Raw genomic sequence first — 13807 nt, 5'->3', positions numbered from 1 at the left:
TATGGCAAAGATCAAAGTAAATCTTTCTAAAATTAAGTACAATGCCATGACTTTAAGTGCGCTTTTAAATCAGCACCATATTGATTTTACACCTGTGATTAAATGTGTGGCTGGCGATGAAAAAATCGTTGAAATGTTTAAAAATATTGGCATTACACATGTTGCAGACGCAAGAATCAGTAATATTCAAAAAAGTACAGATAAAGCAATGTCTTATACATTAATTAGAAATAGTAACCGTAATGAATTAGAAAATTTAGTTCATTACGTTGACACGAGTATTCAAACTGAATTGGCAACAATACGACAAATCAATGAAATCGCAAGTAATTATGATGTGAAACATAATATATTGTTAATGGTTGATTGGAAAGATGCTAGAGAAGGTGTGTTGACTTACGATGTGATTGATTATATTAAAGAAATTATTAACATGCATCATATCTATCTTAAAGGATTGGCTTTTAATTTTATGTGTTTTAATGCAATTGCTCCGACTGAAGAAGATGTTAAGCTGATTAATCAATTTATAACTTCAATCGAGGAAGTCATGCATATGCAATTCGATGTTATCTCAGGTGGCAACTCTAGTATGCTATTACAAATGCTTTATAATGACTTAGGGAAAATTAACGAATTAAGGATCGGAGAAACTTTATTTAGAGGCATTGAAACGACGACGAATCATTCATTTGATACTTTATATCAAAATGCCATCATTTTAGAGACAGAAATTGTGGAAATTAAGCCACGTATTAACGTAAATGATGGTCAACATTATTTACAAGCAATTGTAGATATAGGAAATTTAGACACAGACGTCAACGATATTCAACCATTACATCATCAAGTGAAAGTTTTGGGTGCAACGAGCGATCACCTTATGATAGATTTGTTAAATAATGAACATTATCATATTGGAGATAAAATTCAGTTTAGCCTAGGTTACAAAGCTTTAGCGCAAAGTATGTTTGTGCCTAATTTACCAAAAGACTATAAGCGTGATGATATCATTGAAAAAATGTGTTATCCCCAAATTAAGGGAATATTGAATAAAATTTGATTTTTATCAAGTTTTAATAAAAAAATTATTGACATTGAGAATCGTTATCAATAAAATTAGATGTGTAATGATACATATCTAAGGAGTGAAAACGATGAAGCAAAGATCTAAATGGATGGGTCTGTTATTAATTACAGTAACGCTTATCTTGCTAGCGGCTTGCGGTAAGGTTAGTGACAATGGTTCTGACCAATCTAAAAATGACGACAAAAGTAAAAACGGCACAACGATAAAGCATGATGGGGGAACAACGAACATTGATAAAAAACCTAAACGTGTAGTTGCACTTGAGTTTTCATTTGTTGATGCATTGGCTGCATTAGATATTAAACCGGTTGGTGTGGCAGATGATGGAAAAAAAGAGAGGATTTTAGCACCGATTCGTGAAAAAATAGGTGATTATCAATCAGTGGGTGCACGTAAACAACCAAATTTGGAAGAAATTAGTAATCAGAAACCAGATTTAATTATTGCAGATAGCAACAGACATAAGGGTATACAAAAAGATTTAGAAAAAATTGCCCCAACGATTATGTTACCAAGCTTTGATAGTGATTATAAAGATAACCTAGATGCTTTTAAAACAATTGCTAAAGCTACAGGTGAAGAAGATAAAGGAAAAGAGAGACTAAAAAAACATAATGAGTTAATGGATAAATACAAGAAAGAAATAACAATGGATAAATCACAACCAGTATTAGCGACAGTCATTGCCAAATCTGGTTTGCTCGCACATCCAGAAAACACATATGTTGGTGAATTATTGAAAGAATTAGGCTTTAACAACGCGCTTAATAAAACTGAAACAGATAACCTATCTAAATATTTGAAAGGACCATATTTACAACTAAATTCAGAAGTGCTTTCAGATATTAATCCAGGACGCATGTTTATCATGGTGGACAAGGGAAAAAATGATCCAAACTTGAAAAAACAAGAAGAAGAACCAGTTTGGCAAAGTTTAGATGCTGTTAAAAATGATAGAATTGCAGTTGTAGATAGAAATACTTGGGCTCGTGCACGAGGCATCATTTCTTCTGAAGAGATAGCTAAACAATTAGTAGAGATTTCAAAAGATGAAAAAAATGATAAACAACAAAAGTAAGGTGAACGGTAAATGACTAAGTCTAATAGCATTAACCAAACCAAAACTGAAGATAAGAAACATAATAAACGCACAGCACTCACATTTATTGTGAGTGTGTGTGCGCTTTTTGTGATTATTTATTTTAACTTAAGTGTAGGAGCATCTCATATTACATTAAATGATTTTAATGATTATTTTTTAACGCATTCACATACTAAACAAACATTTTTAATACATAATGTACGAATCCCAAGAATGTTAGCAGGATTATTCATAGGTGCAGCGCTAGGGTTAGCAGGATTGTTAATGCAAGCAATGACTAGAAATCCATTGGCTTCTCCTCAAATATTTGGCGTAAATTCTGGCGCATCTTTCGTGATTGTATTGATTACTATGATCATGCCTTCATTGTCGACTTATGCCACGATATTCGCTTTTATAGGTGCATTTATAGGAGGGCTTACGGTTTATGCATTATCTGGCTCAACAAAAGGGATGACACCCATTAAGTTAGCGCTTGCTGGAATGTCTATCCATTTATTTTTTTCAAGCATGACACAAGGCATTATCTTATTAAATGAAGATGCTACATCAACGGTAATGTTTTGGTTAGTAGGGTCTTTATCGTCGATTACATGGACGCAAGTTTTAGGTATCTTGCCGTGGTTGATACTTGCATTTATTTGTACAATTATCATTTCTAAACAATTGACAATCATGGAATTAGGTGAAGATTTAGCAACTTCATTAGGCCAAAATGTTAAATTAATAAGAATGATTATTGGTATCTTAGTTATTGTACTGGCAGGTACTTCTGTTTCAATAGCAGGTCCAATCGGTTTTGTAGGTTTGATTGTACCGCATATCGTTAAACATTATATTAAAACTGATTATAGATTAATGGTTCCTTTAACAATAATTATCGGCGCAAATTTATTATTATTATCTGACGTTTTAAGCAGATTGATTGCCTTTCCTTTTGAATCACCTGTAGGCATAGTAACGTCATTTATAGGTGCTTTTTATTTCTTAGCATTTACAATAAAAGGGGTGAGAAGGCTATGATGAGACCATTCATATTTCGATATTCGCTTGTCACAGTATTGTTATTGATTGCGTCGATTGCGTCTCTTTCCATAGGTGCTGTATTCATCAATCCGTTTGAAGCAGTAAGTAGCCTTTTTACACAAAATAATTTTATTATTAACGAATATAGAGCACCAAGAATGTTTTTAGCATTAATTGTAGGTAGTAGCCTTGCCATTTCTGGCGCATTAATACAGGGCGTTGTAAGAAATGCGCTAGCTTCCCCTGATGTGATTGGTATTACCAAAGGTGCAAGTTTATCTGCTGTTACAATTATCATGTTATTTCCATCAGCGCCTTTATTCATATTGCCGTTTGGCTCTTTTGCAGGTGCATTAATTATCAGTATGATTTTAACTATATTAATATCAAAATTTAATGTAAAAGGTTCTAAGTTAGCGCTAATTGGTTTAGCGATAGGTGCGATATGTACAGCAATCGTGCAATATATGCTCATACGTAACCCCCTTGATGCTAATACGGCATTAGTTTGGCTGACAGGTAGCTTATATGGTCATAGTATGTCAAATGTGTGGGTGATATTACCTTGGTTTATTGTTGCATTACCAGTGATATTTTATTATTGTCATCAACTAGATATTTTAACATTAGGTGATGATATAGCGATTGCACTCGGAGCAAAAGTGAAAAAAGTAAAGGCAATACTTTTATTTTTAGCTGTTATTCTAGCAGGTGCTTCAATATCTGTTGTTGGGGGTCTAAGCTTTTTAGGACTTATTGCACCTCATATGGCTAGACAGTTAGTTGGTCACAAGCACAAACATATTACATTTATGTCTGGTTTGTTAGGCGCTTTAATTTTAATGATAAGTGACAGCCTAGCAAGAGGTATTCACCCGCCAATTGATATTCCAGTTGGTGTTATCGTCGCTATTGTTGGTGTGCCTTATTTTCTGTTTTTATTAAGAAAATTATAAATTTAATATATAAAAGATTGAAAAAGAAAACGCTTTCATTTAAAGTAGAGGCTGAGAAACAATAGATTCGTACTAGCCTCATTGCACATTGACAGTAAATGACTGAGCTGAAAATAAAAGTCCACTTCATATTTTATCGAGTTAAAGGGACTTATGCATGAGCGACGGCTCAAGCAATTAATTTATAATTTTTTCAATTCTAGTCATGCTTGCCGGGGTGGGACGACGAAATCTATTTTATAAAATTAGATTTCTGTTCCGCTCCCTTTTATTATCTATAAAAAATTATGACATTAAAAAGACATAAAAATTTAATTTACATATTTATACAAAATAGGTTATAATTATTGCTGTTGCTTTTAAAGTGTTTATAAAAATATATACACACCTAAGGGGTGAACAAAATGGACGATTACAGTAAAGCACAAATTATTAAAGGAAGATTAAAATTCATTTTGATGTCAGTTTTGGGGATTATACTATTTTTGATTCCTGTAACTGTGACTGAAGATGGCGAAAAGCAAACGACTTTACCAGTGGCATTTTTAGCAGGCTTATTAAAAGATTTATTAGGTGATGCGATGCCATTAATCATTGTAATAATAATAACTATTTCAGGTGTTTTATCTATCATCTGTTCGACGGTATTAAAAAATAAATTGCAACCTGAAGGATTAATGAATAATGCATTTAATGTCAAATTTGTTTGGCTTATTTTAAGAATTTTAGCCGTTATTTTTGTCTGGATGACATATTTAAAAATGGGATCAAAAGCAGTTTATTCTGCTGATACTGGTGGTTTAGTGTTTGAAAGTTTATTACCAACGCTTGTATCTGTATTTTTCTTTGCTGCGCTTTTTTTACCTTTATTAATGGAGTATGGCTTATTGGAATTATTAGGACCTATTTTCAGACCAATCATGAGGCCATTATTCACATTACCAGGACGTTCGACAGTGGATAATTTAGCATCATTTATTGGTGATGGGACAGTTGGTGTTTTAATAACAAGTAGACAGTATGAAGGTGGTTTTTATTCTAGACGTGAAGCGACAGTTATAGCCACTACCTTCAGTGTAGTATCATTAACCTTTGCAATTGTAGTTGCAGAAACAGTACATATGCAAAATCATTTCTTTTATTTTTATTTATCAGTAATTGTATCATGTATTGTATGTGCTTTGATTTTACCTAGAATATGGCCGTTGAGTACGATTAAAGATGAATATTCAAAAGAAGTATCTGAGGAAATGCGTACTGAAAAGTTACCTGCAAATAAAACTGCTTTGAGACATGGTTTTGACATGGCTACTGAAACTGGAATCAAAGCACCAGGATTCAAATTGTTCTTTAAATCTGGTTTTAAAACAGTTATAGATATGTGGTTCGTTATATTACCAGTTGTGATGAGTGTTGGAACTTTAGCTACGCTCATTGCGACTTATACTCCAATATTTGGAATTATAGGTAAACCTTTTGTTCCTTATTTAGAGTTATTGCAAATTCCAGAAGCTGCACAAGCTTCAGAAACTGTCTTGATCGGTTTTGCTGACATGTTCTTGCCATCTATTTTAATTGAAGGCGTTGGAAATGACATAACATTGTTTGTCATTGGTGCTTTAAGTATTACGCAGTTGATTTATTTATCTGAAGTGGGTGGCGTGATTTTAGGATCTAAAATCCCAGTTAGTATTTTTAAATTATTTGTTATTTTCTTGATTAGAACAATCATTGCTTTACCGATTATTGCATTAATGGCCCATCTTTATTTTAATTAAATTAAACAAAATAAAACACACATAAACTCATATTTGAAATTATTTTAAAAGTGATTGACCTTTAAAACGTTTCTTATATGTGTAAATGTGTGTGTTTTATTTAATTAGTGAAGTTTTGTTAAAACAGTTGCTTTAACGATTTTATTTCCTAAAATAGGTGATGGTTCATCTTGTGAAGAAGTGTTTCTTTGACTGTGCGCCTCTTTAAAAGCATCACTTTTTAGCCAACCATTAAAAGCTTCTTCATTTTCCCACCACGTATTAACATACATTTGGTCGTAATCTGTCTCGTCGTCTATTAACCATACTTCAATATGATGAAAGCCATCTAAATCTTGAATTTTTCCACCTTGTGTAAATTTCGGAGCTAGCTTTTCAGCAAACCCTTTCTTAACATCTATTCGATTAGTAACTACATACATATTTTCCACCTACTTTCATATTGATATTTTTAGTATAGCATTTAACTAAACTGTTATCTGATTGAAAACCCTTATTTATTATTTCATGTGTTTGCATATAAAAAGAAGTGAAATCCTATTTTTCAGAATTTCACTTCTTTTTATAATCAATTAAATTCACTAAGTTTAACTTTTAGTGACTACTATTTTGTAATTTCATTATAAACTTTTTGATCATTTTGTGTGTAAATAATGTATTCATGGTTATCAGTATCGATGATAACACGATTAGTTTTTCCAAATGTAGAACCAATACGTGAAACTTTATCTCTATCTAATTTTGGAACTGCATGGATATTTTGATCTTGTGAAACATTTTTAATCTCGCTTGTTGGAATCTTAATATCAGCGACTCTCCATTGAATTCTTACTTCATTGTTATCTTTTTTTACTGTCATTGCCATATCGTGAACACATCCTTTAAATTATTTATAGCTATAGCATACAACAAAAAGTAATCGTTTTCAAGTGATTGTGTGATACTTTTATTTATTATGTCATACTATTTATCTTTTACGAAAGTATGTTCGCATTATTGTGGATTTTATGGTAAAATTTAGCCGAGAAAAGGGGCAATGAACATGACAGGCAAAACTCACACATCATGCGGTTTGTTAGTAGGTGCATTAACTATAGAATACTATCAGACAGATTTATTTACATCGATAACAATAATGACACTTGCAGTTATATCAAGCTTATTACCTGATATTTGTCACACGCAGAGTAGAATTGGCAGGCGATTCAAAGTATTAAGTTTTTTTGTTCGTATACTGTTTGGGCACAGGACATTCACACACTCGTTATTATTTATTTCTATAATTGGTATCCTTTTATATATTATTCAAACACCAGAGTATTATTTAGTTTCAATTATCCTTGGTTTGCTTTCACATGTTATACTAGATATGTTAACGCCTAGAGGTGTAAAGTTATTATATCCAATACCGTTAACGATTAAATTCCCCTTAGTTTTTAAAACAGGTGGCTTAGTAGACTTATCGTTAGCAGGCGCGCTTTCAATAGGTGCACTATACGTATTATTCAAACCATTCTTTAATCATTTCTTTTTAAATTTATGATGATTATGGTTGTGATTATATTTGTAATAATATAAAGTGCATATAGTGAAATTATATATTCCTATTAGATATAATATATATTTTTTATCTATTTTGAATATAAAGGAGAGAGGACATGTTAGATAAGAAAGAGTTAGAAAAGTTTAACCAAGAACATCTAATAGAATTTGAAAAATTAATGAGTAATAATGAAAAAGAACAATTAGCTAGTCAAGTGGATCAATTAGATTTAACTTACATTCAAAATTTATATCGTGATTTGTATTTAAATAAACAAATAATAGATGACATATCTTCAGTAAATGAAGTGAAATACGATATCAAAGAAAATTTCTCTGAAGAAGAAATTAAACAATTTGAACATGTTGGCCTAGAAGCTATTAAAAAAGGAAGATTTGCAGTAGTTTTAATGGCAGGCGGACAAGGCACACGATTAGGATACAAAGGACCTAAGGGTGCATTTGAGATTGAAGATGTGAGCCTATTTGAATTACAAGCACGTCAATTACTAGAATTGAAAGAACAATCGGGTGTTTATGTAGATTGGTACATTATGACAAGTAAAATAAATGATAGTCAAACTCAGTTGTTTTTTGAAGAAAAAAATTATTTTGGATATGACAAGAACCACGTTCATTTCTTTATTCAAGATAATATCGTTGCATTATCTGAAGAAGGAAAACTTATTTTAGATGTAGATAGTTCTATTTTAGAAACGCCAAATGGTAACGGTGGTGTATTTAAATCACTGAAAAAAGCAGGCTATCTTGAAGACATGACTGAAAACGGTGTTGAATATATCTTTTTAAATAACATTGATAATGTTTTAGTGAAGGTGTTAGATTTGTTTTTTGCAGGATACACTTTCCAAAATAGTATGGATATTACGACGAAATCGATTCAACCTAAACACGGTGAGAGTGTTGGAAGGTTAGTTAAAAATGCTGATAAAGATACCGTGCTTGAATACTCTGAACTAGAAGCGGAAACTGCAAACCAATTAAATAATGCAAACATTGGTATACATATGTTTAAGTTACAATTTATTAACGCTGCTGTAGATAATAAATTGCCTTATCATTTAGCAGTAAAACAGCTTAAACAATTGGATGACGATTTTGGAATTATTGAAAAACCCGCTTTAAAATTTGAATTATTTTATTTTGATATTTTCCAATATGCAAATAGTTTTCTTACATTACAAGTGCCAAGAGAAGAAGAGTTTTCTCCGTTAAAGAATAAAGAAGGAAAAGATAGTGTAGAAACTGCTACAGCTGATTTAAAACGTTTAAATAGGATCTAAGAAAAGGTGATTACACTAATGACTAAACCATTAGAGGTTAAAAGTAATAAAGTCACTAAAACATTTAAAAATATCATACCATTAACATTTGGAGAAGAAATTGGTAATGCAGTATCACATGGCGTCGCTGCCTTTGTAACATTATGCGCTTTACCATATGCAGCGTTACAAAGTTATTTTGCGCATGGTATTTTAGGTTCTTTTAGTGTTTCTATCTATGTAATAAGTATTTTTTTAATGTTTTTATCTTCAACGGTTTATCATACAATGCCTAATCATTCGTCGCACAAATTTATTCTTAGAATCATTGATCATAGCATGATTTATATTGCCATTGCCGGTACCTATACACCTGTATGTCTAGTGTTAGTAGGTGGTTGGATAGGTTGGACAGCAATGATAGTTTTATGGGGCATAACCATTTGGGGCATACTCTATAAATCATTGGCTAAACATGTAAATCATAAGCTTAGCTTAACGATGTACTTAGTGATGGGTTGGATTGGGATAATATTTTTACCTACAATTCTTTTCGATACGAGCTTGAAGTTTATGTTATTCATATTGTTGGGTGGCATAGCCTATACGATAGGTGCTTGGTTCTATGCACAAAAAGAGCGACCGTATTTTCACATGATTTGGCATTTATTTATTTTAATAGCTTCTGTGTTTCACTTTATAGCTATTTTATATTTTATGTAATGATCGAATAGATGGAACGTTTTAATGTAAAACATTATTAATTTATAAGATTAATGAGATTAAAGAAATACAGCTAATCAGGGAAGCGGGAGATAAATCAAAATGGTTCATTTGATTTTAATTCTCGCTTTCTTTTTAGTCATTTTTATAGGGCAAAAGAAGTAATTTACTGGAAACCTATTGAACTTAGGCACAAATAGTGATTTAGTAATGATTGATAATGAATGTTTCGTGTTAGGAGATTAAATATGAATATAAAAACATTTGGTGTTGTTGTTGCATTAATACTAATTATGTTTATGTCTGCAATTGAAACTTCAATCGTTTCATTAGCATTGCCAACTATAAAAGAAGATTTAAATGTGACTGGTTCAATATCACTGATATTTTCAGTTTACTTTATAGCAATTGTGATTGCTAATCCAATTGTAGGTGAATTATTGGATCGCACTAAAATTATATACATAACACTTTTGGGATTAGTATTTTTTACAATTGGAAGCTTTTTTTCAGGTATAAGTAGTACATTTGGTATTTTAATTATCTCGCGTTTTATTCAGGGATTGGGTGCAGGAATAATGATGGCTTTGAGCCAAATTGTACCAAAGCTTGCTTTTGCAATTCCTTTAAGATATAAAATTATGGGAATTGTAGGTAGTGTGTGGGGGATATCCAGTATTATAGGTCCGGTCTTAGGTGGCGGAATTTTAGAATTAGCTACTTGGCATTGGTTATTTTTCGTTAATATACCTATCGCTATCATCGCCATGTTATTGGTCATATTTACGTTTCATTTTAAACATGAACAGACGACAACTTCACATAAATTAGATATGAAAGGACTTATGTTATTTTATCTGTTTGTTTTCTTTTTAATGTTTACAGTAATGAATAACAATCTGTGGTATTTAAATTGTCTTTCATTTATTATAGCAATTATTATGGGTATGATATTAATTAAAAATGAAAAGGGTGTAGCAGCTCCTTTCTTCCCTGTTAAAGAATTTAATAAAACTATCATACTCGTTTTTACTACAGATTTTTTATATGCAATGATACTGATGGGATATAATTTATATATGCCAATATATCTACAAGAAGAACTGGGTCTATCTCCCTTGCAGAGTGGATTTGTTATTTTTCCAATTTCCTTTGCTTGGTTAGTGTTGAATTTTAATTTAAATAGGTTAGAAGCAAAAATGTCTAGAAAAGGTTTGTATATATTTGCTTTTACTCTTTTAACAATATGTGGCATTTTTATATTCGCAGGTACAAAAACACCGATATTTATAGCGTTTAGTTTATTGCTGGCTGGTGTTAGTTTTGGAACAGTATATACGAAAGACAGTGTAATAACTCAAGAAGAAACGTCACCTCAGAATATGAAACGCATGATGTCACTATATACATTAACGAAAAGTCTAGGTAATTCTATCGGCTCTACAATTATGGGGACAGTTTATGGTTTAACGGTTTCATTTATCCATTTACCGATACACAATGTGATTATACTTAGTCTTATCATCTTAATCATATTGTTTGTACTTTGGCAGACACAATATAAACAAGATAATCACAAATGCAATTCTTAGAATAAAAATGAAAAGTCATATGTATTTTAATTATTAAGCAAGTATTGAAGTTTAGTGAATTTTAATACTTGCTTATTTGTATTTTGGTGTATGTTGTTATAATGGTAAAATAAGAAACAGTTTTTTAATTAAGAATTAATGTAAAATAAACAGAAAATAAATTAGATGAAGGGGAGGACAGTAAGCAATGAAATATATAAAGTATTTATTTACGACGCTTATTGTACTTTCGGTATTTATCATTTCAGGTGCTATATTTCTTGCATTCTTAGGATTTGGTTTATATGGATTAAGTCGTATCCTTATATTTTTTCATCTAGCATACTTTGGTTATAATAAAAGCTTTTATGATAACTTGATTTATTATGGTAGTTATATCGTATTGGGTTATTTTACATTGTTTATCATTGAAAATTTGATGGATTATTTTAGGAAAAAACTACCAGATAACCCTTATTTTCAAGGGATAACGTATCATTTAATAACATTTACTGTTACCACATTACTATTCTATTTTATAGTTCACATTCATTATGCATATATAGATATTGATTTTTGGGTAATTGTTGTAATTATGGGTATGTTATTTGTGTGTAAAGAAGTCTTTTATCCTGATAGCGAAAATCTTAATCAGAATAAATAGTCGATGATATAAGTGGTGAGAGGTGATTAAGTGTCCGTAGAATATTTGTCTAAAACAAATAGAAACATGATTGTTGCGGTTATGATTATCTGTGCTTTTATTGCTATATTAAATCAGACACTTTTAAATACAGCTGGCATTAATGCACTTCATAAAAGAGAGATTTCTCATGGAGCTGCAATAAGTAATTTTGGCCGTGTTACTGCGGGCTCCATAGGCACTGCCTTGATGGTTACAGTTATGACAATAGGAACAAAGATATATACTCAGAATGCTAGAGGTATAGAAAATAAAGAACTATTACAACGACAAGCGATTGCTAATGGTGTGGAGTTCTCATTTATAGTTATTAGTGTATTCGTTGTTATTGGGTTTATCATAGCTTTGTTTATTAAGGAAAACAGGGATGTCAACGAATTTAACATGCGAAAGGTATAAAGAAAGTATAGAGGTTAGCTCCAGTTGTTAAGAATTAAAACAAACTGAGCTAACTTCTTTTGTATTACTAAGATTATATTTATACTAAATGTAAACTACTTAAAGCAAAATTAAGTGATGTTTGTTAGAATATTAATGGATATATTTATAAAATAGAGGGGGACGCTTTGTGTTAACGATAGAGCAAGTTAAAGAACTTGTTGGAGAACTTAAAGATCCAATTATTAATGTTCCTTTAAAGGAAACAGATGGGATCATAGAGGTAACAACAAAAGATGAGATAGAACATGTAAGTGTGAAAGTGGCAATGGCTCAGTTAGGAGGACAGCCTCAGTTAGATTTACAAATGGCTATTGTGGAAGTGCTAAAAGAAAATGGTGCGAATACTGTTGGGATAAGGTTTGAGGAGCTGCCGTCTGATGTTGTTGAACAATATAGAGGTAACAGTGATGACCAACCACAAACAATAGAAGGGCTATTATCAAAAGATAATCCTGTTGAATTTATAGCGATTGCTTCTGGAAAAGGGGGCGTTGGTAAATCCACTGTTGCTGTAAACTTAGCTGTTTCACTAGCAAGAGAAGGCAAAAAAGTTGGACTCGTAGATGCTGACATATATGGATTTAGTGTTCCAGATATGATGGGAATAGATAAAAAACCGGAAGTAGACGGCAAAGAAATTATACCGGTTGAAAGACATGGTGTTAAAGTAATCTCAATGGCATTTTTTGTTGAAGAAAACGCACCAGTTATATGGAGAGGACCTATGTTAGGTAAAATGTTAACTAACTTTTTTGTTGAAGTACGATGGGGAGATTTAGATTACCTGCTTTTAGATTTACCACCAGGTACTGGTGATGTTGCTTTAGATGTACATACGATGTTACCATCCAGTAAAGAAATCATTGTTTCTACACCTCATCCAACTGCAGCTTTTGTTGCAGCAAGAGCGGGAGCTATGGCTAAACATACAGAACATTCTATATTAGGTGTCATAGAAAACATGTCATATTTCGAAAGTAAAGAAACCGGAAATAAAGAGTATGTATTTGGTAAAGGTGGCGGAGAAAAATTAGCAGATGAGTTGCAAACTGAGCTTTTAGGTCAATTACCTTTAGAGCAACCATCATGGAATCCAAAAGATTTCGCACCATCCATTTACCAAGCAGAAGATCGACTAGGTAAAATATATCAATCAATGGCAAAACAAATCATCGACAAAACAAAAAAATAAGGTTTTTAGAAGCGTGAGTAGAAAATTAAAGTTTTCTACTCATTTTTTTCTCTTGCAATTTTTTGAATTGGTGTTAAAATGATTTCTTGTGACCAACAAATGTGTTGTTATATAGTTGTAAAAGTTTGCTACAAAAATTTATATAAACCATTGACTTTTTATAGTCAAATTGATAATATATAAAAGTCGTCAAAAACGGCAAAACATTATTTAAATAAATTTTTAAAAGTGTAAAAAATATACTTGAAAAAAAGGAAATAATATTTTAATATTATTAAAGTGATGTTAAGTGATTGTTAAATAAATTGATTTTTTGTTGACGAAACGTTAACGAAGATGATAAGATAGGAAAGCAATTATTTATCGAAAATGAACATTGAAAACTGAATTGCAATATGTC

13 protein-coding genes and 1 pseudogene are annotated in these 13807 nt (G+C 31.4%); 12 read left to right on the top strand and 2 right to left on the bottom strand.

Going from position 1 to position 13807, the window contains the following annotated elements:
- Nucleotide 1: 1 nt before the first annotated feature.
- The 5 genes from HMPREF2586_RS01290 to HMPREF2586_RS01270 all read left to right on the top strand — a co-directional run bounded on the left by HMPREF2586_RS01290 (nt 2) and on the right by HMPREF2586_RS01270 (nt 5952).
- Nucleotides 2–1063, top strand: a complete 1062-nt coding sequence (locus HMPREF2586_RS01290; RefSeq protein ID WP_046208400.1) for an alanine racemase — start codon at nt 2–4, stop codon at nt 1061–1063.
- 94 nt (nt 1064–1157) lie between these two features.
- The gene (locus HMPREF2586_RS01285; protein ID WP_046208399.1) at nt 1158–2168 is read left to right on the top strand and encodes an ABC transporter substrate-binding protein; all 1011 of its coding nucleotides are present in this window, start codon (nt 1158–1160) and stop codon (nt 2166–2168) included.
- Nucleotides 2169–2180: 12 nt separating this feature from the next.
- On the top strand, nt 2181–3215 hold the full coding sequence (locus HMPREF2586_RS01280; protein WP_070812600.1) for a FecCD family ABC transporter permease: 1035 nt from the start codon (nt 2181–2183) through the stop codon (nt 3213–3215).
- Nucleotides 3212–4174: a FecCD family ABC transporter permease gene (locus HMPREF2586_RS01275; protein ID WP_046208397.1), complete on the top strand. Its 963-nt coding sequence runs from the start codon at nt 3212–3214 to the stop codon at nt 4172–4174. Before HMPREF2586_RS01280 ends, HMPREF2586_RS01275 begins: the two co-directional genes overlap by 4 nt.
- Nucleotides 4175–4578: 404 nt before the next feature.
- On the top strand, nt 4579–5952 hold the full coding sequence (locus HMPREF2586_RS01270) for a YjiH family protein (RefSeq protein ID WP_070657844.1): 1374 nt from the start codon (nt 4579–4581) through the stop codon (nt 5950–5952).
- Nucleotides 5953–6056: 104 nt separating this feature from the next.
- Here HMPREF2586_RS01270 and HMPREF2586_RS01265 read toward each other — a convergent pair whose 3' ends face one another.
- Together HMPREF2586_RS01265 and HMPREF2586_RS01260 are read right to left on the bottom strand one after the other, a co-directional pair.
- Complete coding sequence (locus HMPREF2586_RS01265; RefSeq protein WP_046208395.1) at nt 6057–6374, bottom strand: heme oxygenase; 318 nt, start codon at nt 6372–6374, stop codon at nt 6057–6059.
- A gap of 182 nt (nt 6375–6556) precedes the next feature.
- Nucleotides 6557–6817 (bottom strand): SunI/YnzG family protein, encoded by a 261-nt coding sequence (locus HMPREF2586_RS01260; protein ID WP_046208394.1) that lies wholly within the window; start codon nt 6815–6817, stop codon nt 6557–6559.
- Nucleotides 6818–6994: 177 nt separating this feature from the next.
- On the opposite strand from HMPREF2586_RS01260, the gene HMPREF2586_RS01255 reads away from it, so the two are divergent.
- The 7 genes and pseudogenes from HMPREF2586_RS01255 to HMPREF2586_RS01225 all read left to right on the top strand — a co-directional run bounded on the left by HMPREF2586_RS01255 (nt 6995) and on the right by HMPREF2586_RS01225 (nt 13407).
- Nucleotides 6995–7495 (top strand): metal-dependent hydrolase, encoded by a 501-nt coding sequence (locus HMPREF2586_RS01255; RefSeq protein ID WP_046208393.1) that lies wholly within the window; start codon nt 6995–6997, stop codon nt 7493–7495.
- A gap of 115 nt (nt 7496–7610) precedes the next feature.
- Nucleotides 7611–8798 (top strand): UTP--glucose-1-phosphate uridylyltransferase, encoded by a 1188-nt coding sequence (locus tag HMPREF2586_RS01250; protein WP_046208392.1) that lies wholly within the window; start codon nt 7611–7613, stop codon nt 8796–8798.
- Between the two features lie 18 nt (nt 8799–8816).
- Entirely contained in the window at nt 8817–9500 is a 684-nt protein-coding gene (locus HMPREF2586_RS01245; protein ID WP_046208391.1) for a PAQR family membrane homeostasis protein TrhA, read from the top strand.
- A 248-nt stretch (nt 9501–9748) separates the two neighbouring features.
- Entirely contained in the window at nt 9749–11092 is a 1344-nt protein-coding gene (sdrM, locus tag HMPREF2586_RS01240) for a multidrug efflux MFS transporter SdrM (RefSeq protein WP_046208390.1), read from the top strand.
- A 187-nt stretch (nt 11093–11279) separates the two neighbouring features.
- The gene (locus tag HMPREF2586_RS01235) at nt 11280–11735 is read left to right on the top strand and encodes a SepA family multidrug efflux transporter (protein WP_046208389.1); all 456 of its coding nucleotides are present in this window, start codon (nt 11280–11282) and stop codon (nt 11733–11735) included.
- Nucleotides 11736–11801: 66 nt separating this feature from the next.
- Nucleotides 11802–11870, top strand: a pseudogene (locus HMPREF2586_RS13020) (hypothetical protein); the annotation flags it as partial.
- Between the two features lie 472 nt (nt 11871–12342).
- Nucleotides 12343–13407 carry an Mrp/NBP35 family ATP-binding protein gene (locus HMPREF2586_RS01225; RefSeq protein ID WP_046208387.1) on the top strand — a complete coding sequence of 355 codons (1065 nt, stop codon included), beginning with the start codon at nt 12343–12345 and terminating at the stop codon, nt 13405–13407.
- Nucleotides 13408–13807: the final 400 nt, after the last annotated feature.

Origin of the sequence: Staphylococcus sp. HMSC034G07 (assembly GCF_001835975.1) — a bacterium.
Classification (GTDB): Bacteria; Bacillota; Bacilli; order Staphylococcales; family Staphylococcaceae; genus Staphylococcus; species Staphylococcus ureilyticus.
This window is presented reverse-complemented; position numbering and strand designations above follow the sequence as displayed.

Bases quoted from the DNA above. Each gene is read 5' to 3' on its own strand.
- HMPREF2586_RS01265 (WP_046208395.1), bottom strand. From the start codon at position 6,374: ATGTATGTAGTTACTAATCGAATAGATGTTAAGAAAGGGTTTGCTGAA.
- HMPREF2586_RS01280 (WP_070812600.1), top strand. From the start codon at position 2,181: ATGACTAAGTCTAATAGCATTAACCAAACCAAAACTGAAGATAAGAAA.
- HMPREF2586_RS01260 (WP_046208394.1), bottom strand. From the start codon at position 6,817: ATGGCAATGACAGTAAAAAAAGATAACAATGAAGTAAGAATTCAATGG.
- sdrM (WP_046208390.1), top strand. From the start codon at position 9,749: ATGAATATAAAAACATTTGGTGTTGTTGTTGCATTAATACTAATTATG.
- HMPREF2586_RS01235 (WP_046208389.1), top strand. From the start codon at position 11,280: ATGAAATATATAAAGTATTTATTTACGACGCTTATTGTACTTTCGGTA.
- HMPREF2586_RS01245 (WP_046208391.1), top strand. From the start codon at position 8,817: ATGACTAAACCATTAGAGGTTAAAAGTAATAAAGTCACTAAAACATTT.
- HMPREF2586_RS01270 (WP_070657844.1), top strand. From the start codon at position 4,579: ATGGACGATTACAGTAAAGCACAAATTATTAAAGGAAGATTAAAATTC.
- HMPREF2586_RS01255 (WP_046208393.1), top strand. From the start codon at position 6,995: ATGACAGGCAAAACTCACACATCATGCGGTTTGTTAGTAGGTGCATTA.
- HMPREF2586_RS01275 (WP_046208397.1), top strand. From the start codon at position 3,212: ATGATGAGACCATTCATATTTCGATATTCGCTTGTCACAGTATTGTTA.
- HMPREF2586_RS01290 (WP_046208400.1), top strand. From the start codon at position 2: ATGGCAAAGATCAAAGTAAATCTTTCTAAAATTAAGTACAATGCCATG.
- HMPREF2586_RS01285 (WP_046208399.1), top strand. From the start codon at position 1,158: ATGAAGCAAAGATCTAAATGGATGGGTCTGTTATTAATTACAGTAACG.
- HMPREF2586_RS01250 (WP_046208392.1), top strand. From the start codon at position 7,611: ATGTTAGATAAGAAAGAGTTAGAAAAGTTTAACCAAGAACATCTAATA.